This window comes from Faucicola mancuniensis (genome assembly GCF_046523945.1).
In the GTDB taxonomy this organism is placed as follows: Bacteria; Pseudomonadota; Gammaproteobacteria; order Pseudomonadales; family Moraxellaceae; genus Faucicola; species Faucicola mancuniensis.
Genome location: NZ_CP171363.1, coordinates 406,937 through 427,255, shown reverse-complemented (window position 1 = coordinate 427,255; position 20,319 = coordinate 406,937). Strand labels below are relative to the sequence as shown.

The 20,319-nt window shown below is 39.3% G+C and carries 18 protein-coding genes; 11 read left to right on the top strand and 7 right to left on the bottom strand.

Annotated elements, in window-relative coordinates:
• Positions 1-15: 15 nt before the first annotated feature.
• Positions 16-1,650 (bottom strand): CTP synthase, encoded by a 1,635-nt coding sequence (locus ACGTJS_RS02110; protein ID WP_410472670.1) that lies wholly within the window; start codon positions 1,648-1,650, stop codon positions 16-18.
• 147 nt (positions 1,651-1,797) lie between these two features.
• Positions 1,798-2,517: a YgfZ/GcvT domain-containing protein gene (locus ACGTJS_RS02105; protein ID WP_410472669.1), complete on the bottom strand. Its 720-nt coding sequence runs from the start codon at positions 2,515-2,517 to the stop codon at positions 1,798-1,800.
• A gap of 126 nt (positions 2,518-2,643) precedes the next feature.
• On the opposite strand from ACGTJS_RS02105, the gene ACGTJS_RS02100 reads away from it, so the two are divergent.
• The 8 genes from ACGTJS_RS02100 (at position 2,644) to ACGTJS_RS02065 (ending at position 10,399) form a co-directional block, all read left to right on the top strand.
• Positions 2,644-2,982 (top strand): zinc ribbon domain-containing protein YjdM, encoded by a 339-nt coding sequence (locus ACGTJS_RS02100; RefSeq protein ID WP_315040782.1) that lies wholly within the window; start codon positions 2,644-2,646, stop codon positions 2,980-2,982.
• Between the two features lie 92 nt (positions 2,983-3,074).
• Entirely contained in the window at positions 3,075-5,294 is a 2,220-nt protein-coding gene (locus ACGTJS_RS02095) for a capsular polysaccharide biosynthesis protein (protein ID WP_410472668.1), read from the top strand.
• Between the two features lie 74 nt (positions 5,295-5,368).
• Positions 5,369-6,574, top strand: a complete 1,206-nt coding sequence (locus ACGTJS_RS02090; protein ID WP_315040779.1) for a capsular biosynthesis protein — start codon at positions 5,369-5,371, stop codon at positions 6,572-6,574.
• Positions 6,575-6,640: 66 nt separating this feature from the next.
• Positions 6,641-7,408: a two-component system response regulator OmpR gene (ompR, locus tag ACGTJS_RS02085; RefSeq protein WP_315040776.1), complete on the top strand. Its 768-nt coding sequence runs from the start codon at positions 6,641-6,643 to the stop codon at positions 7,406-7,408.
• A gap of 148 nt (positions 7,409-7,556) precedes the next feature.
• Positions 7,557-7,964 (top strand): type II toxin-antitoxin system VapC family toxin, encoded by a 408-nt coding sequence (locus tag ACGTJS_RS02080; protein WP_315040887.1) that lies wholly within the window; start codon positions 7,557-7,559, stop codon positions 7,962-7,964.
• A 153-nt stretch (positions 7,965-8,117) separates the two neighbouring features.
• Positions 8,118-8,603 carry a CidA/LrgA family protein gene (locus ACGTJS_RS02075; protein WP_315040774.1) on the top strand — a complete coding sequence of 162 codons (486 nt, stop codon included), beginning with the start codon at positions 8,118-8,120 and terminating at the stop codon, positions 8,601-8,603.
• 11 nt (positions 8,604-8,614) lie between these two features.
• Positions 8,615-9,313, top strand: a complete 699-nt coding sequence (locus ACGTJS_RS02070) for an LrgB family protein (RefSeq protein ID WP_410472667.1) — start codon at positions 8,615-8,617, stop codon at positions 9,311-9,313.
• A 42-nt stretch (positions 9,314-9,355) separates the two neighbouring features.
• Positions 9,356-10,399 carry a CobW family GTP-binding protein gene (locus tag ACGTJS_RS02065; RefSeq protein WP_410472666.1) on the top strand — a complete coding sequence of 348 codons (1,044 nt, stop codon included), beginning with the start codon at positions 9,356-9,358 and terminating at the stop codon, positions 10,397-10,399.
• Between the two features lie 24 nt (positions 10,400-10,423).
• Here ACGTJS_RS02065 and rnc read toward each other — a convergent pair whose 3' ends face one another.
• The 4 genes from rnc to lepA form a co-directional block, all read right to left on the bottom strand.
• Positions 10,424-11,179, bottom strand: coding sequence for a ribonuclease III (gene rnc, locus ACGTJS_RS02060; RefSeq protein WP_410472665.1), 756 nt, complete (start codon positions 11,177-11,179; stop codon positions 10,424-10,426).
• An 82-nt stretch (positions 11,180-11,261) separates the two neighbouring features.
• Positions 11,262-11,651: a DUF4845 domain-containing protein gene (locus tag ACGTJS_RS02055; protein ID WP_410472664.1), complete on the bottom strand. Its 390-nt coding sequence runs from the start codon at positions 11,649-11,651 to the stop codon at positions 11,262-11,264.
• Positions 11,652-11,718: 67 nt separating this feature from the next.
• Positions 11,719-12,606, bottom strand: coding sequence for a signal peptidase I (lepB, locus tag ACGTJS_RS02050; protein WP_410472663.1), 888 nt, complete (start codon positions 12,604-12,606; stop codon positions 11,719-11,721).
• 21 nt (positions 12,607-12,627) lie between these two features.
• On the bottom strand, positions 12,628-14,433 hold the full coding sequence (gene lepA / locus ACGTJS_RS02045) for a translation elongation factor 4 (protein WP_410472662.1): 1,806 nt from the start codon (positions 14,431-14,433) through the stop codon (positions 12,628-12,630).
• A 528-nt stretch (positions 14,434-14,961) separates the two neighbouring features.
• Here lepA and ACGTJS_RS02040 point away from each other — a divergent pair.
• The 3 genes from ACGTJS_RS02040 to ACGTJS_RS02030 all read left to right on the top strand — a co-directional run bounded on the left by ACGTJS_RS02040 (position 14,962) and on the right by ACGTJS_RS02030 (position 18,773).
• Positions 14,962-17,433 carry a helix-hairpin-helix domain-containing protein gene (locus ACGTJS_RS02040; RefSeq protein WP_410472661.1) on the top strand — a complete coding sequence of 824 codons (2,472 nt, stop codon included), beginning with the start codon at positions 14,962-14,964 and terminating at the stop codon, positions 17,431-17,433.
• A gap of 7 nt (positions 17,434-17,440) precedes the next feature.
• Positions 17,441-18,358, top strand: coding sequence for a 1,4-dihydroxy-2-naphthoate octaprenyltransferase (menA, locus tag ACGTJS_RS02035; RefSeq protein ID WP_410472660.1), 918 nt, complete (start codon positions 17,441-17,443; stop codon positions 18,356-18,358).
• A gap of 124 nt (positions 18,359-18,482) precedes the next feature.
• Positions 18,483-18,773 carry a CopG family transcriptional regulator gene (locus tag ACGTJS_RS02030; RefSeq protein ID WP_315043988.1) on the top strand — a complete coding sequence of 97 codons (291 nt, stop codon included), beginning with the start codon at positions 18,483-18,485 and terminating at the stop codon, positions 18,771-18,773.
• A 59-nt stretch (positions 18,774-18,832) separates the two neighbouring features.
• On the opposite strand, the gene ACGTJS_RS02025 is transcribed toward ACGTJS_RS02030, so the two are convergent.
• Positions 18,833-20,140: a dicarboxylate/amino acid:cation symporter gene (locus tag ACGTJS_RS02025; RefSeq protein WP_410472659.1), complete on the bottom strand. Its 1,308-nt coding sequence runs from the start codon at positions 20,138-20,140 to the stop codon at positions 18,833-18,835.
• Between the last annotated feature and the right edge of the window lie 179 nt (positions 20,141-20,319).

Sequence of the window (20,319 nt, the reverse complement as noted above, 5' to 3'; positions counted from 1 at the left end):
CTAAATGATTGAGTTTTAACCTTGATGTTTTTTGGTTTTACCCGCTTGGATAAAACTGTTAAACAATGGGTGTCCGCCACGAGGTGAACTGGTAAATTCTGGGTGATATTGCACCGCCACAAACCAAGGGTGATTCGGAATTTCCACTGCTTCCACCAAATGCTGTTTGGCAGAGTAGCCCGAGATTTTCATACCAGCACTTTCTAAGTCGTTGATATAACGACCGTTCATTTCATAACGGTGGCGATGACGCTCGGTAATCACAGGCGAGCTATAGATTTGGCGAAGTTTGGTATCTTCTACCAATTCAGCTTTTTGAGCACCCAAACGCATTGTGCCACCCAAGTCTGAGTTGTCATTACGGATTTGTAACTCACCTTTTTCATCAAACCATTCGGTAATTAGACCGATGAGAGGTGCTTTGGTTTTTTTGTCAAATTCGGTTGAATTGGCTTCAAGTCCTAACACATTGCGAGCAAACTCAATCACCGCCAACTGCATACCCAAACAAATGCCCAAATACGGCACATTGTTTTCACGTGCATAGGTGATAGCTTTCATTTTGCCTTGCGTACCACGTTCACCAAAACCACCAGGAACAAGCACCGCATCGGCTTTTTTGACTTGTTCAAGCAAGCTGTCATCGGTTTCTAATTTTTCGGCGTCTACATAGTCAATATTGACTTTGACATCATTTTGAATCCCTGCGGCAAGCAAGGCTTCGTTAATCGATTTGTATGCATCTGGCAGTTCGACATATTTGCCAACCATCGCAACGGTAACGGTTTCTTGATTGCTCAACAGCGACTGAGTAACTTTGTCCCAATCGGACAAATCCGCTTCTGGTGCAGTAATGCCAAAACGTTCACAAATTAAATCATCAAGGTGCTGATTGTGCAATTTTTTAGGAATTTGATAAATGCTTTGGGCATCTTCACACATGATAACTGCACGTTCTTCCACATTGGTAAACAAAGCGATTTTACGGCGATTGTCTTCGCTCACCGCTTGTTCACTACGGCAAATCAGCACATCAGGTTGCAAGCCGATGGAGCGTAACTCTTTAACAGAATGTTGTGTCGGTTTGGTTTTGCTTTCGCCCGCACTAGAAATATACGGCACAAGCGTTAAGTGCATAAGCATGGCACGATTACGCCCAAGCTCTACTTGTAACTGACGCACCGCTTCCATAAATGGCAAACTTTCAATATCGCCAACCGTACCACCAATCTCAACCATAGCGATATCATAGCCTTCGCCACTTTGGATAATGCGGTGTTTAATCTCATCGGTAATATGTGGAATCACCTGCACTGTACCGCCAAGATAGTCGCCACGGCGTTCTTTTTCAAGCACCGTTTGATAAATACGACCACTGGTAAAATTATTGCGTTGGCTCATTTTGCTATGGCGTAAAAAACGCTCATAATAGCCCAAATCAAGGTCAGTTTCCGCACCGTCTTCGGTTACGAACACTTCACCATGCTGAAACGGGCTCATCGTGCCGGGGTCTACGTTGATATAGGGGTCAAGTTTGGTCATGGTTACTTTTAAACCACGAGCTTCAAGGATAGCAGCAACAGAGGCAGCGGTGATGCCCTTGCCCAAAGACGACACGACACCACCAGTTACAAAGATAAATTTTGTCATAAATCAAATTCGCTTACAGGTAAAAAAGAATTTTACTAAAAATTTGCAAATTTGGCAAAACGTTTTCGCAAAAATTTTGCAAAAAAATGATAAAATTCTTGTCAAAAGTAGTTAAAAAAATTTTTGCTAAAATTTAGTTGTTAAAAACTAATGCTCACGAGCCACCGATTTTTGCAATTCGTTTGGCAAATCCAAAATTTTTACATTTGCCAATTCTTCTGGGCGAGCGATTACCAAGGCTTCAATGCCGTTTTCATTTTGCACTTGATTAACCACTTGAATTTTGTCGGTAAAATCGTTTTCACTTGCCATGCTGACACGGTGCAACCACGCCTTTGGACTGGCTTTAAACCACAAGCGAGCAATAATCTCTTGCCCCATATAACAGCCCTTGTCATAATCCACGCCACCACGCTGATGTAGGCGTAATTCCTGCGGTTGGAACAGCTCGGACGTGGTTTTGGTTATCCAATAATTGCCTTGTGCGATGCTTAATTGTTGCCAATCTTGCCAATTTTCATCGGCTAAATTATCGCTAAAAGTGGGTGAGTTATCAATAATTGTGGGGTAAATTGGTGATTTTTCGTTTAATTGTATTTTGGAAAACGCCCCATATTTTTTGACATGATTGGCAAAATCATCGGCTAAATCATCGCTTAACACAATCAAAAAACCGTTTTCTATTTTTTTTAACCAAAAGCCGAACAACACACGCCCTTTTAAATTACAAATCGCAGTCGGTAAAAAATGCTTGTCAATTTTATTGACATTGGCGGTGATTTGCCCTTGTAAAAATTTGGCAGAATCGCCCAAACTGTCGGTACTTTTGGCATTGCCTGTTAATTGAAATTGCACAAAATTTGTCATGATTTTTACCCCTGTGTTTTGATTTTTTTATAAAAATTTCACGATTATTTTGGGGTTTTTCGCAAAAAATTACAAGTTTTTTTCAAAATCGGTTACAATAGCACTTTTATTTTTTGAGAAAAATTTATGAGTTTACCAAACTGTCCAAAATGCGATGAAAATTATACCTACCAAGATGGCGATTTGCTCATCTGTCCGATGTGTAGCCACGAATGGCAAGATGGCGAAAGCGATGATACGCAAGCTGTGATAAAAGATGCAGTCGGCAACGTGCTACAAGATGGCGATGCGGTAACGGTCATCAAAGATTTAAAAGTAAAAGGCTCAAGCACACCGATTAAAGTCGGCACAAAAGTCAAATCAATCCGCTTGATTTATGACGCACCAGACGACCACGACATTGACTGCAAAATTGACGGTTTTGGGGCGATGAAATTGAAATCTAGCGTGGTAAAAAAGGCGTGATTTTAGCAAAAATTTATTGATGTGTAGGGGCATATTGCATACGCCCAAATGATTTTTTTGCAAAATAATTTAAAAAATAGTTAAGGTAAATTATGAAATACGGCGTAATCGGCAACGGTATTGTAAAAAATAACCAATTATTGTTGGCTTATTTGCGTTCGTTTCAACAAAAAAATACCAATTGTAACGATGAAAATTTACCCCAAATCATTCAATTATCACTAAAAAATCCAAAAAAAGTTGATTTTCTGCTCGGTTGGGGACGTAAAAAAAGTTTTACACGAGCCAAGCAACTCGGCACGATTTTTAACGCGCCTGTTTTGACGTTAGAAGACGGTTTTTTGCGGTCGCTGGATACAGGGCAGGCGAGCCGTTACGCTTGTAGCGTGGTGATTGACCCGATTGGCATTTATTTTGATGGTAGCAAGCCGTCTTTGCTAGAAAATCTGATTTGTCAAACGGTTTTAACTGATGAACAAAAAACACAAGCACTTGATTTAATTAAAAAAATTACATCAGAACGTTTATCAAAATATAACACTACCGCAAAAAACAACACGTTAAAAAATTTAAATTTTGACAAAAACACGCAACATATTTTGTTAATTGACCAAGTTGCCAACGACCAATCTATCAGCGGTGCAGGAGCGAATGAACAGGATTTTGCCAATATGCTAAAAACCGCTTGCCAAAATCACCCCAACGCACAAATCTGGATAAAAGCCCACCCAGCAGGCAAAATCGGCTATTTAACTGAATTGGATTTACCAAACAATTGCCAAGTAATCCGTGAAAATGTCAATCCGATTGAGTTGCTAGAAGTCATGGACGAAGTCTATACGGTCAGTTCGCACATGGGGTTTGAAGCCCTACTTTTTCAACAAAATGGGCTTGGCAAAAAAGTGCATTGTTTTGGTGTGTCTTGGTATGCAGGTTGGGGGCTGACGGACGATAATTATTTAACAAATGTTGTGCAAAGTTTACGTTATCGAAATGCCAAAAAAAGACGTTTTGAGCAAAAACAGCCGACTATACTTGAGCTTTTTTATGCGTGTTATATAGCGTACAGTCATTACGCTAATCCTGCCACAGGCAAGGCTTGCGATATAACGCAAGCGATAAATTGGCTGGTTACCAATCGGCATTGGCGAGATAATTTTCCCAAACATTTGACGAGTTATCATGTGAGTTTTTGGAAAAAACAATTTGTACAAAATTATTTGCAAACCGCCAATGTAAATATTTTTGTAAAACCACGCCTAGAACCACGCACTTTAACCGATAAAAATCATTTTATTTTTCCAAAAAACAATCCGTTTTTGGTGTGGGGTTTTGCCAAAAAACAGCAATTAATTCAAAAACTTAACAATCAATCAGCCGTTATTTATTGTATGGAAGACGGTTTTATTCGTTCCAATGGCTTGGGGGCGAATTTGATTGAGCCGTTGTCAGTTGTGCTTGATAAAAATGGCATTTATTATAATGCGACACAAGCGAGTGATTTAGAAAATTTATTGATAAAAATCAATTTGTTAAATGACGAACAAAATCAACGCATTGAGCATTTAATTAACAAATTATTAACGCAACAAGTTAGTAAATATAATGTTGGTAAAAACAAAAAATTATTGATTAATACTACAAAAACCAAAATTTTGGTAGTGGGGCAAGTTGAAGACGATATGTCGGTCAAGCTGTGTGCGAGCGATGTAAAAACCAATTTTGACTTGCTAAAACAAGTAAAAACCGACAATCCGAACGCTTTTATCATTTACAAACCGCACCCAGATGTGCAAGCAGGGCTACGCACAGGCAAAATTGATGACGACAAAATAAACCAATTTGCCGATAAAGTGGTATTGGATATTCATATTGCCGAATGTCTTGATGTGGTTGATGAAGTGCATACAATCAGCTCATTAACAGGGTTTGAAGCCTTGTTGCGTGGTAAAAAAGTAACCTGTTACGGCTTGCCGTTTTATGCAGGATTTGGTTTAACTACCGATAAAGCGACAAATCCGACCGCTCAAGCGACAAAACAACGCCGACAACGGCAAACGGCTTTGACCTTAAATCAGTTGATTTATGCTAGTTTGATTGATTATCCATTGTATTCTATTCCAAACGGTTATGGATTGGCACAAGTAGAAGATGTGATTGATTTTTTATACCCACAAAACGGACAAAAAACCGAACAAAAATCCAATCGCAACCTATTTTCAACGTTAAAAAATGAACTTAAGCCGATTTTTAACCATAAATTGATGCAAACCAGACATATTATTTTACAATCTATCAAAAGAAATCAATGAGATAACGTTTTATAATACGCAAAAATTTTACATCATATCATTTTCATATTTTATAATTGACGACCCAATCAATAATGGCAAAATCTTTACAGAATCTGCTAAAAAATCAACACATTTTGCTGATACAAGGCAAGATGGGGGACTTTTTTAGCCGATTTTCTTCTTTTTTGCAAAAACAGGGCAAAACAGTTAGTAAAATCAATTTGAATGCAGGGGATGCCTTTTTTTATCAACATAAAACCAACGTTTATAATTATCAAGATAGTTTAGAAAATTTTGATATTTTTTTAGAAAATTTAATCAAAAATCAGCAAGTTGATGCGGTAGTATGTTTTGGTGATTGTCGTCCGCATCATGCGGTGGCATCGCAGATTTGCCAAGCGACTGACACGCAATTTTTTGTATTTGAAGAAGGCTATCTTCGTCCAGATTATATCACATTGCAACAAGACGGCATTAACGCCTATTCGCAATTGGATTTTGAGAAAATTTCCCATTTACAAAAGGCAAATGATAAACCTTTGTTTACCAATAATCGGTTTTATCGCTTGTGTTTGTCAGCAATTGTTTACTATATTGTTGAACAATGTGGTCGCAGAAAATACCCAAATTATCATCATTATCGTGGCATGACGGCTTGGCAAGAGGCGATAACTTGGCTAAAAGCTCCGTTTATCAAGGCTTTTGGTTATTTTGCCGATAAAAAATTACAAAAAAAATGCGAAACGACTTGGTTAAATCAGTATTTTTTGGTAAGTTTACAGGTTTATAACGATTCACAAATTACCTTCCACAGTGATTATGCAGATGTTGTTGATTTTATTGAAGAAGTTTTAACAAGTTTTGCTGGTTTTTCTGATAAAAACCAACAATTGTTATTCAAGCATCACCCTTTAGATAGAGCACATCGGCAATATGGCGATTTTATTCAACAATTATCTATTAATCTTGGCATTGCTGAGCGGGTGCATTATGGTTGCGATATGCACTTGCCGACTTTGATTAAGCATAGTTTAGGTATGGTAACAATTAATAGTACTACAGCTTTACAATCTGTGTACCACAATCGCCCAACCAAAATCATGGGTAGAGCCTTGTATGACTTACCAAAATTGACACATCAATCATCGCTTGATGATTTTTGGCAAAATCCAACCGTGCCTGATAAAGAATTTTATCAGCATTTTAGGGAATATTTGATTGAACAAACGCAATTAAATGGTTCTTTTTATGGCAAATCGCCTTGGAAAAGTAAATATTTATTGACAAATTTGGTTTAAGTTATATAGTGGAAGTATGGTATAAATCAATCTTTGTTAATTGTTACAATAATCATGGAGAATAAAATGACAAATCAATCGTTAGACCACAATCAAGAAGCTGTGAATGCTGAACATAATTTTAGCCAACGCATTTTGGTGGTTGATGATGACGCTCGTCTGCGTGCGTTGTTACAGCGTTTTTTGGAAGATGACGGCTATGTGGTGCGTGCCGCTCATGACGGCAGTCAAATGGATAAACTGTTGCAACGTGAGTTGTTTTCGCTGATTGTGCTGGATTTGATGTTGCCAAATGAAGACGGCATCAGTATTTGCAAGCGTTTGCGTGAACAAAATTCGGATATTCCGATTATCATGCTTACCGCAAAAGGCTCGGATACTGACCGTATCGCAGGGCTTGAAGCGGGGGCAGACGATTATCTTGGCAAACCATTTAACCCAAAAGAATTGCTCGCTCGGATTAAAGCAGTACTTCGCCGTCAAAATCGTGAGTTACCTGGTGCACCAAGTCAGCAGATGGAAGTGGTTGAGTTTGGTTCGTGGACGCTTGATTTATCCACTCGTACTCTCAAACGTGATGGCAATGTGGTAACGCTGACAACAGGCGAATTTAGCGTGCTAAAAGCGTTGGTTCAGCACCCAAGAGAGCCTTTGACTCGTGATAAATTGATGAACCTCGCGAGAGGGCGTGAGTGGGGTGCGATGGAGCGTTCCATTGATGTGCAGGTGTCAAGACTTCGCCGTTTGATTGAAGATAATCCGACACAGGCTCGTTATATTCAGACGGTGTGGGGCGTGGGTTATTGCTTTGTGCCTGATGGGGCGGAGAGTTGATTTTTCAAAAAATGTTTGGAGAAAAACAATGCTAATGATTGATATTCCTATTGAAAAGCAAGTCATTATTGAACCAATTGGCGAAAATGATTGGGATTATGGCGAGCGAGAATCTCAATTAATTGCGAGTAATGTTAATGAATAGTAGATAATTATTTTTGATACCCATGTTTTGCTTTGGCTAATGTTTGAACTACACAAATTAGGTGAAATCTCAAAAAATATTATTCAAACCAAATTTTCTCAACAATTAATCGCTATTCCTGCGATTTGTTTTTGGGAAATTGAAATGTTACAACGAAAACAACGCATTAACTTGGGTATCTCTACAATAGAATTTCGTAGTCAATTATTACTAAAAGGCTTTCAAGAAGTTGCTACCAATGGCTCAATTGGAATTCTTGCTGACCAATTAACACTACACCCAGACTCTGCCGACCGATTGATTACAGCGACTGCTATTTATCACAATTATACGTTGCTAACCGCAGATGGCAAAATAATTGATTGGCAACTTTCTAACCCAAATTTAAAACTTTATAATGCTAAAAAATAATCTACCATCACCCAATTATAAACTAAAAATAAACCATAAAAAACCAAAACTAAATAATATCATCAACAAAAACAACATAACAACTTGATTATCAAAGAAAATAGGTTTAAAATTTTACCTAAAAATTACAATTCTTAAAAAATCAGATTTATCATGTCTCGTTTATCCTTAAGTACTCATCAAACTACCGACAATAAAGCCGACAACAAAACAAACAAAAATCAAGTTTTACAATCTTTTATCAAAGCAATCCTACAAATTGGCATTATTGGGGCTGTGTGGGGTTTTTCCGTTGTTATCAAAAAATTCATTGACTTACCCATGTCATCAGGCGTACTCGGTTTGTTTATCTTACTCGCTTTGCTTTTTAGCAAAATTATCAAACTTGAACAAATATCTATCGGTTCAAGGCTCATTTTAAACGAATTTGTCCTGCTGTTTTTACCGCTTATGATGGAAATGATACAGTACAAAGATTTGTTTGTTCATCAAGGCGTGCAGATTGTCATCACAGTTGTTATCGGCACTGCTATGGTTATGCTCGGCTCGGCAATCACTTTTATTTTTGCCAATCGTGTCAAAAAACGTTGGTTAAAAAAATCCAAAAGTTCATCTGTAAACCCAACCCAAAATATATAAGGAGACAAATTATGTTGGCTTTTTTATGTTTGGTTTGGACGATTTTTGCTTATATCGTGGCAAAATATTTATTCAAAAAATACGGCTACTTTTGGCTCAATCCAATTATCACCGTATCTACCGTAACCATCGTGCTGATGCTGTGGCTTGGCATTTCTTACGATACTTATCGTCAAGACACCGACTGGATTCCCAAGCTGATTGCCCCTGCGACTGTGGCGTTTGCCGTACCGATTTATGAATATCGCCGATTGATTGCTAAAAATATTGGCGTTTTGTCCATTTCTATTTTTGTTGGTATGTTTGTGGGCGTGGTCAGTGCGTATATGTGTGCCAAGCTGTTTGATTTTGACCAGACATTGACCCATAGTATGATGGCTCGCTCGATTTCCACGCCGTTTGCCATTGATTTGGCGGAACAAATTCACGGCTCATCATCGCTTGTCACGCTGTTTACACTGATGACAGGCTTGACAGGCATTGTCATTGGCGATATGGTGTTGGCAATTTCTCGCATTCGTTTTCACCTTGCCAATGGCGTGGCGTTTGGTAATTCATCTCATGGTTTTGGCACAGCAAGGGCGACACAACGCCACGAAAGCGAAGGCGTAATCGCCAGTTTAACCATGATTTTGGCAGGGCTATTTATGGTATTTGCAGGGTCAAGTTTGGTAAAATTGGTGGATTTTTTGGGTGGTTTTTTTCTATAATGGTAAAATTTAAACTATTTTAACAAAAAAAATGCAAAAAATATGACAATTATCCAAAGCCCAATTATTCAAAACACCGCAACCCACCTAATTACAGGCTTTTTAGGTTCTGGCAAAACCACGTTTTTAAACAACCTAATCGCCCATTTTCAACATGACGACAAATGGGCGATTTTAATCAACGAAGCAGGTAAAATCGGCATCGATGGCTCGCTGATTAACAAAAACGTCAATCTCGTCACCAAAGAAATCAGCGGTGGCTGTATCTGTTGCACCAGCCAATTGCCGTTACAAATCGCCCTAGCCCGCCTACTGTCGGAGCATAAGCCGAACCGTCTTATCATTGAGCCGACAGGGCTTGCCCACCCAAAAGAGCTAAGCGAACAGCTATCCGCACCGCATTGGCAAACGGCATTGAGCCTAAAAACTCGGTTTTGCATTATGAACGCTCGCTATTGGCAACAAGAAAAATACCAAAATCATGAACATTATCAATCACATATCCAATATAGTGATGTTGTGATTGTCAATCGTTTTGATGAGTTAAATAACAAACAATTGTTAATTAATTGGATAAAAAATTTGAATGCAAATGCAACGATTTTTTGGCAAAAAACCGATAAATTTGACACAGATTTTATTGAACAATTATCCCCAATCCTTGATAACCCAAGCCTTTTAACCGCAAAACCAAACCGCCAAATTTTTAGTTTAAAACCAAATTTTAACGCTACAAAACCGATAACCACAACCACGCCAGAACTACAGCCGACCGAACCGCCCTTTCGCTATTGTGAAGATTTTGGCGATTATCAAATTATCGGTTGGCAATTGCCAAAAGATTGGACAACAGATATTTATCAATTAACTGATTTTTTGCTGACAATACCGAATTATCAACGCATTAAAGGCGTGGTAAACACACAAACAGGTTGGCAACGGCTGAATTTTACCGATGATAGTGTGAATATTGCAAGCGGTGCGGAACAGATTGATAATCGCATTGAAGTGATTTTTGACGGACAGCAACGCATTGATTTTTTGGCATACGATGAAAAATTAAATCAAATATTTTACCAAAACTAAAATAAATTTTTAAATAAAATATTGTCACTTTAGTTTTGGTAAATTATCGCTAATATTTGTGAGCATAGATTCGGCACTGCGTTGTTCGGCAATTCTGCGACTTTCGCCTTGTGCGATGATTTGCTCAATGATGGTTTTTTCTTTTAAGGTATATGCTACCGTGCATTTGACAGTAAATAACTGATTGGGGGCTGTGCCTTCGGTTTTTAGCAAATCGTATTTTGGCAAAGCAAATTGATGGGCTTGTAATAGCTCTTGCAGTCGGCTTTTGGCATCTTTTAAGACGTTTTGTTCTTCTACCAATTCAAAAACATTTTCATACCATTTTAATACACATTGTTTAACAGTATTAAAATCACTATCAAGATAAATCGCACCAATCAAAGCTTCAACAGTGTCTGCCAAAATAGATACACGATGGCGACCACCGCCTTTTCGCTCACCCACGCCCAAAATCAAAAATTCGGACAATTGTAGGTTTTTGGCAATTATCGCAAGGGTAGACTCTCGCACTAAAGTCGCACGCATACGAGTTAGTTGCCCTTCGTTATGGGTGGGGTAGCGTTCAAATAAAGCCTCTGCGATAATCACGCCAAGCAAGGCATCCCCCAAAAACTCCAGTCGTTCATAATTATGCTCGCTGTCATAAGAGCGGTGCATCAAAGCAAGCAAAGGCAAGTTGATATCGCCAAAGTGATAACCCATATGATAAAAAAGAGCGGTTAATTGACGGGCTTGTGGGGGAAGTTTTTTGATATCAAAATTGGGTATTGTATTCATAAGATGTGTTTTTAAAATAAAAAAGCAAAAACCCAAGCATTTTGTTGGGTTTTTAAATGATTAGCAAAGGCTAGTTTTAAGGTTATTGTGTTGCAACTTTGGCATTTTCTGCGGTAATTTCATCTTCAAAACGATTGACGATAAACACATTGCCAAAAAAATTACTTTCTTCTGAATATTTTAATTTTAAAGACATTGCACCGGGTGTTGTACTGGTAAATTCAATCACTTCTTCAGGTTTTGCTGAGAAGCTATTAATGCTCCATTGAGATTGCAAATTTCTCAACATGGTTTTATCAGTTTCTTTGTTGTCATTGGCTTTTTTGAGTTCCCAAGCTACTGATTTTTTGAGTTGATAATTGCCAATTTGGGCAGGAATAATGCCTAAGCCAATTTTAAAACACAAAACAGCCATACACAAAATCAAAACAATACTGGTAACACCACCACGTTGGTTATTTGCTAAATTCATAAAGCCCTCAAAATTTGTTAAAATATTGCTATAATTTAACCCAAACTAACAAAAACGTCAATCAAATTTAATGAATTACCCCATTGCGGTTAAAGGTTGGGATTTTTAATCCACCTTCTTTGTGCATCCATACATAGACTGCTTTGCCTGCGACATTTTCGTCAGGCACAAATCCCCAAAAACGGCTGTCCGCACTTCTATCACGGTTATCACCCATCACAAAATATTGCCCTTGGGGTACGGTAATTTGCCATTGTTGCCCTTGTGATGATAGCAAAGTAGGGGATTGGGCTTGCAAAAATGACGCATACTGATACCAGACTTGGTCGCCTAAATGTCTAACCAAATGTTCATGCTCATTGGCAGGGCTTTCTTTGGTATAACTGGCGTGGGTTTCTTCTTCTACGCCTTGTTGTTGGGCTTGTTCTTTGCTCATTTGCCCTGCTGGATAAAGCTGTTCGGTCAAAGTTTTATCGGCGGTAAAAGGGATTTGTTCGGTAGGGACGGCTTTGCCATTCACACTTAGCACGCCATTGTTAAAACTGACCGTATCGCCACCCACGCCAATCACACGTTTAATGTAATAAATTTTTGGATTTTCTGGATAACGAAACACCACCACATCGCCATGTTGTGGGTCATTCACATTGATGATTTTTTTGTTAATTAATGGCAAGCGAATACCATAAGTGTATTTGTTCACCGCAATAAAATCACCTGTGTAAAGGGTCGGTACCATAGACGATGATGGAATGTTAAACGGCTCAACGATAAACGAACGCACCACCAACACCACCGCCAAAATTGGGAAAAAGTCATACGCCCAACGTACAGGTGCAGACGATTTTTCTAGCCCTTTGGTTTTTTTCTGTTTAAGTACCAGTTTGTCTAATAACCAAATCACCCCTAAAATCAAGGTTGCAGGCACTAAAATTAAATTAAAATCAAAATCCATCGTTTCGCTTTACCTTTTATCTTAAGATTGGTTATCCACTTTTAATACAGCCAAAAACGCTTCTTGCGGAATTTCTACTCGTCCGACTTGTTTCATGCGTTTTTTACCTTCTTTTTGTTTTGACAACAGTTTTTTCTTACGAGAAACGTCGCCACCGTAACATTTTGCCAAAACGTCTTTACGCAGGGCTTTGACGGTACTACGAGCGATAATTTGGCTACCAATCGCCGCTTGAATGGCAACATCAAACATTTGTCGTGGAATAAGCTCTTTCATTTTTTCAACCAATTGATTGCCACGATAACGAACTTGGTTGGCATGGCAAATCATCGCCAAAGCGTCCACTTTTTCGCCATTAATCAGCACATCAACACGCACAAGTTTGTCAGTTTGGAAACGCTCAAAACTGTAATCTAACGATGCAAAACCACGAGAAACCGATTTTAAACGGTCAAAAAAGTCCATCACCACTTCGCCCATCGGAATGTCAAAAGTTAGCTGAACTTGGTTCGCCATAAATTTCATATCCACCTGCACGCCACGTCTTTCAATACATAGCGTAATCACGTTGCCAAGATAATCTTGCGGTACAAGAATATTACAGCGAGCAATCGGCTCACGGAACTCATCAATCGTGCCAACATCAGGCAGTTTTGATGGGTTGTCAATTTGAATAACTTCACCATTACGTTTTTTGATTTCATAAATTACCGTTGGGGCGGTGGTAATCAAGTCTAAATCGTATTCACGTTCAAGGCGTTCTTGGATAATTTCCATGTGGAGCATACCCAAAAAGCCACAACGGAAACCAAAACCCAACGCATCAGACGTATCTGGCTCAAAAAACAACGCCGCATCATTGACTTGAAGTTTTTGCAAGGCTTCACGAAACGCTTCAAAATCACTTGAATCCACAGGAAATAGCCCTGCATATACCTGCGGTTTTACTTTTTGGAAACCCGGAATACTCTCAACATCAGGCGTTTTTGCCAACGTAATAGTATCGCCGACAGGTGCACCACCAATGTCTTTAATCCCTGCAATGACAAAACCAACTTCGCCTGCTTCTAAGATATTGGTTTCTAACGATTTTGGCGTAAACACACCGATAGACGTAACGATATGGCTTGTTTTGGTGGATTTGATAAAAATTTTGTCATCTTTTTTTAGCGTGCCTTGACGCACACGAACCAGTGACACCACGCCCAAATAATTGTCAAACCATGAATCAATAATCAAGGCTTGTAATGGGGCATCTCTATCACCCACAGGGGCAGGGATTTTTTCAACAATTGCTTGCAACAATTCATCAACGCCCAAGCCTGTTTTTGCCGACACTCGTGGGGCTTCCATTGCTTCAATACCAATAATGTCTTCAATTTCGGTAATAACACGCTCTGGCTCAACCTGTGGTAAGTCAATTTTGTTTAACACAGGCAACACTTCCAAGCCTTGCTCAATGGCGGTATAACAGTTGGCAACCGATTGGGCTTCCACGCCTTGAGCCGCATCAACGACTAGCAACGCCCCTTCACAAGCGGCAAGCGAACGAGACACTTCATAGGAAAAATCCACATGACCCGGCGTATCAATAAAGTTAAATTGATATTTTTTGCCATTTGGGTGATTATAATACAAGGTTACCGATTGGGCTTTAATGGTAATGCCACGCTCACGCTCAATGTCCATAGAATCAAGGACTTGGGCTTGCATTTCACGTTCATCAAGTCCGCCACACATCTGAATAATGCGGTCGGCAAGGGTGGATTTTCCGTGGTCAATATGGGCGATAATCGAGAAATTGCGGATTTCGGTTAATGCGGTCATGGCTACCTTTGGCAAAAAATAATAAAAATGAAGAAAAATAAATAAAATGGCGATTATTGTAACGTATTTTTGCAAAATCGCCTAATATTTATTGTTATTTTTGGAAACATCGATAAAAATTTTTTGGCAATTTTTAAATTTTAACAAAAAATATTTGTTTTTTTACAAAAAAAAGCTGAAAGTTTGCCCATTTTGATGAATTTTACTATTATCTTTTTATAAGGTTTTGATATAATGCATCAATTCATTTATCTAAAAAGTGGGTTTTTGGTTAAAAAATTCACTTTGATAGGGTTATTTTTAGAACCTGTGTTCACAACGTTTTTGCAATGAAAAATGAGATAAATCGCCAGCTTTTCAAGGAAAAAATGCAGTTTGATAGTCATTCTATCAAACAAGTTTTTGACGCAGAAAAGCAAGATTTAGCCATTTTTCATGCAAAAGCAAATAAATTTTTATTAAAAACCTGTAAAATTTTACGGCGTAATGTTGTGAATACAGGTTCTTACTGTATTTTGGGCAAATGCTATGACAGACGTTTTGACAACCACCGATACCGAATTAGACACGTTATCAGAAGCCACGCAACAAGCGATTTATCAAAAACTAGCCACCGAATTGGGCGTTGCCACTCGCCAAGTGACGGCATTTGTCAAGTTGTATGACGAAGGGGCGACCATTCCGTTTATCGCTCGTTACCGCAAAGAGCAGACGCAAGGGCTTGATGACAGTCAGTTGCGTAGCTTAGAAAAATCGTTGAATTATGAGCGTGATATGGCATCTCGCCGTAATAAAATTCTTGAGCTTTTGACATCACAAGGCAAATTGACCGATGAATTAAGCGAGCGTATCGCCAATGCCACGTCAAAATTGGAATTAGAAGACATCTATCTGCCGTACCGTCCACGTCGCCGTTCTGTCGCTACGCAAGCAAAAGAAGCAGGGCTTGAGCCGATTGCGTTGGTGATTCTGCATGAGCATATCGCACCCAGTGTCGCTTTGGCAAATTATCAAGCCCCTGAACCGACTGTCAATGACAATGGCGAAACTGAAAACTCAGCCTTTGTTGAAACCGAAAAACAACTACAAGGCATTGGTGCGATTATCATTGATGAATGGACGCAGGCGTTAGATTTATTAGATAAATTACGCATTGGCTTTAGCAAAACTGCACAAGTGCATAGCCAATTGGTCGGTGAAGAAAAACGTGAAGTGGGCGAAAAATACAGCGATTATTTTGACCATTTGGAAAATTTAAACAAATTGCCAAATCATCGTCTATTAGCCATGTTGCGTGGTCGCCAAGATAACGTTTTAAGCATTGCTATTGAAGGCGAAGATACGCCATTTATTGAACAGATTATCCAATATTTTAATTTAGAAAATATTGATAATAATGAAAATAAAGACTTTTTACAAAATCTTGCCAAAAAATTGTGGGCGGACAAATGGCGACCACACATTGAACACCGTCTTTTGACTGAAAAACGCCTAACCGCAGAAACCGATGCGATTGATGTTTTTGCCAATAATTTAAAACATTTGTTGATGACTGCACCTGCAGGACAGCGTGTAATTTTGGGGGTAGACCCCGGTATTCGTCATGGCGTAAAAATGGCGGTGGTGGATAGCCTTGGACACGTTGCCAAAAATCAACAAGGCGAGTTTGCGGTGGCAACGGTTTATCCGTTTATAGGCGATAATCGGGTTGATGAAGCCAAAGAAATTATTACAAATTTATTAATAGATTATGAAGTTAATCTTATTGCTATTGGCAACGGTACGGCAAGCCGAGAAACCGATACGTTAATCAAGGAAATTTTGGCAAATAACAGCGAAATCACCGCCATACCTGTCGTGGTGAACGAATCGGGTGCGTCTGTGTATTCGGTAAGTGAGTTGGCAAGCCAAGAGTTAAGTGAGCTTGATGTGTCGATTCGTGGGGCGGTGTCTATCGCTCGCCGTCTGCAAGACCCATTGTCCGAGCTTGTCAAAGTAGACCCAAAAGCCATCGGCGTGGGGCAGTATCAGCACGATGTGAACCAAACGCAACTGGCGGATAGCCTTGATAAAGTGACCCAAGACTGCGTGAATGCGGTGGGTGTGGACGTGAACACGGCAAGCCCTGCGATTTTGGCACATATTGCAGGTTTAAATAGCAATGTCGCCCAACAAATTGTCAATTATCGCAACGAACATGGGGCATTTGCCAACCGTGAACAGCTCAAAAACGTGCCAAGACTTGGGGCAAAAACGTTTGAACAATCGGCAGGATTTTTGCGGATTCGTGGCGGTGATGAACCGCTTGATGCGACAGGTTTGCACCCAGAAAATTATGCTTTGGTAAAACATTGGCTTGAGCAATCTGGCAAAACTTTAAGCGATGTGTTGGCAAATGAAAGCGTGATTAATAGCCTTGATAGCAACTTGTTAAAACAAGACGAAAATGGCAATCATGACAATGAAATCAAAGCCTTATCCATCAAACAAGAACTTGCTAAACCTGCACACGACCCACGACCTGCGTTCAAAACTGCCGAATTTCGTAAAGATGTGAATGATATCAATGATTTACAAATTGGCATGGTACTAGAAGGGGTCGTTACCAATGTTACCAATTTTGGCTGTTTTGTGGACGTGGGCGTACACCAAGACGGACTGGTACATATTTCTGAATTAAGCGATGAATTTATCGCCGACCCTTTAAACTATGTCAAACCAAGCGATATCGTCAAAGTGCGTGTGATTTCGCTAGATGTTGCTCGCAAACGCATTGGTTTTAGTATGAAATTGGACGATGACAAATCGGCAAAAGACAAAAAAACGTTTGATAAACGTCCAAAAACTGACAAATTTGATAAGTTTGACAAAACAAAAGACAAAAAATCATCTACAAAATTTGACAAACGAGCGGACAAAACCGACAAAGCCAAAGACGAAAAACCCGCCAAAGTTGGTAGCCTTGGGGCGTTGCTTGCACAAGCAGGTTTAAAAAAATAAATTTTGCATGATTGTAAAACGCTTTATCCAAGCCACACGCCCACGCACTTATCCATTGGCATTATCAGGTATTTTACTCGCTAATGCCTTGGCATACGCCCAACTTGGCACATTTGACACCCATCAATGGCTGATTTTTGGGCTAAGCCTGTGTGTGGCGTTGGGGCTACAAATCCTATCTAACCTTGCCAACGACTACGGTGACGGTGTCAAAGGCACAGATGACCACCGCACTGACCGTATCACCGCACAAAAACACATCTCTGCTACCGTACTCAAAAAAATCATCATCGCATGGGCGGTTTTTATTTTTGCCTGTGGCGTGGGGCTGTTGTGGGTGAGTTTTGACAATGTCGCTGAATTTTTGACTTTTTTGGCATTCGGGATTTTTGCGATTATTGGGGCGATGGCGTACACCATGGGGCGAAAACCTTATGGTTATCATGGATTTGGCGAAGTGGCGGTATTTGTGTTTTTTGGATTGTTAAATGTGTTGGGCGGTTTGTATCTACAAACGCAACACATTGGCTTGGGCGATGTGTTGGCTTCCGTGGTCGTGGGCTTGCTCTGCTCATTGGTGCTGATGATTAACAATATGCGTGATATTGACAGCGACCGCCTTGCCAAAAAAAATACCCTTGCGGTCAAACTTGGCAAAGAAAAAGTCAGTCATTTGTATAGAATGTTGATTTTAATTGCTTTTTTTCTGTTGGCAACCTTTGGCGTATTGCGACAAAATTATTATTTGTTAAGCATTATGCTACTGATTTATCCAATTGGCAAACATTTATCCGTTATTCATGCCTATAGTGATGAAACCATTTTACCCAGTGAAATCGGTAATCAGTTAAAAGTGATTGTCATGATTACCTTAATCAGTAGTGTGTTAATGAGTGTGAGTATTTTTTTCAATCATTCGTTTTAGCGATAGCCATTCTCATGTGATATTGATAATATTTTTTATGTATCCCATCATTTAATTTGTTGATAAACCTTGTAGATTGGCAAAGAAGTGATTAAAATAAGCAAAAACTTATAAGGATATCATTATGCCAAAAATAATAAAACCAGTCCAAAATATGATTCCACTGCATATCAAAATCACCGAAGAAATGCACGAGTTATTGACCGAAGTGGCAAAAAAACACGGTTTTCCACGGATTCAAGGTTTGATTCGCTTGTATATTCGTCAAGGCTTGGACGCTGAAGATATCAATTATTCGCTTGCCAATGACAGCCGTTTTTTGAACAAACTCAAACGTCAAGGCGTGAGCGATGAGATTATTCAATCGGCATTGCAGGAACATGATAACGATGATGAAAATAGCCATGATGAATAAAAATTAACAAAAAAAAGCCAAATCCATATGATTAGGCTTTTTTTATACATAGCCAAAGCTTAGGCTTGACCATTTAATGCTCTATCCAACTGTGCTTTATCCAACGAATTTTCCCAACGAGCGACAACAATTGTCGCACAAGCATTGCCTGTTAAGTTTGTCAAAGCACGACACTCCGACATAAAACGGTCAATCCCCAAAATCAAAGCCATACCTTCAATCGGCACACTCGGCACCACCGCAAGCGTCGCTGCAAGTGTAATAAAGCCTGCACCTGTAATCCCTGCTGCACCTTTTGAGCTTAACATGGCAACCAACAACAAGGTTATTTGTTGCCCCAAAGTCAAGTCAATATTACACGCTTGAGCGATAAACAACGCCGCCATCGTCATATAGATGTTTGTGCCGTCAAGGTTAAACGAATAACCTGTCGGAATCACCAAGCCCACCACCGATTTTTCGCAACCTGCTTTTTCCATTTTGCTCATCAAAGATGGCAAAGCAGCTTCCGATGAACTTGTACCAAGTACGAGCAATAGTTCATCTTTGATATATCTAATCATTTTGATAATGGAAAAACCATTGTAACGAGCGACCGCACCCAATACCACTAATACAAACAACAAAGAAGTAATATAAAAGGCAACCATCAAAAACATCAAATTGCCAATAGAGTGCAAGCCATATTTACCAATGGTAAATGCCATCGCACCAAACGCCCCAATCGGTGCCGCTTTCATCAAAATTTCAACTGCTTTAAAAATCGGTAATGAAATTTCTTGTAAAAAATTCACCACGTTGCGAGATTTTTCACCCAACAATGCCAGTGAAATCCCAAACAATACCGATACAAACAGCACCTGTAGAATATTTCCTTCAGTCAACGGACTCACCATCGTCTCTGGAATAATATTCATCAAAAAGCCAGTAATCGTACTATCGTGGGCTTTGGCAGCATATTCAGCGACTTTGGTCGCATCTTTGCCAGAAGTCAATGTTGCAGGGTCAATATTTAGCCCTGCCCCTGGTTGCAACACATTGGCGACCACCATACCAATGATTAATGCCAATGTTGAAAATGACAAAAAATAAACCATGGATTTACCAGCGACACGACCAACTTGTTTCATGTTGGTCATACCTGCAATTCCTGTCGTAACCGTCAAAAAAATCACAGGTGCGATAATCATTTTAACCAATTTGATAAATGCATCGCCCAAAGGCTTCATTGCTTCACCGACTTGTGGTGCGACCGCCCCTAAGATAATACCAATCGTAATTGCGATAAGTACCTGAATATAAAGAACTTTGTACCATTTTTGTTTTTTTGGTGGTTCATTTATCGTTGATGTGTCTACATGAATCATATGGATTCTCCACAAAAGTTAATAATTTAAGTGTTTTTTGTTATTTGCTAGATGTTATCGGACAGATTTTAAAATCAGCAACAACGAAATGACCTTTTTTATAAAAAAACAAAAACATAATCACACCATTTTTATATAAAAATATCATATATGAAACGATTATGACCGACAAGCAAATT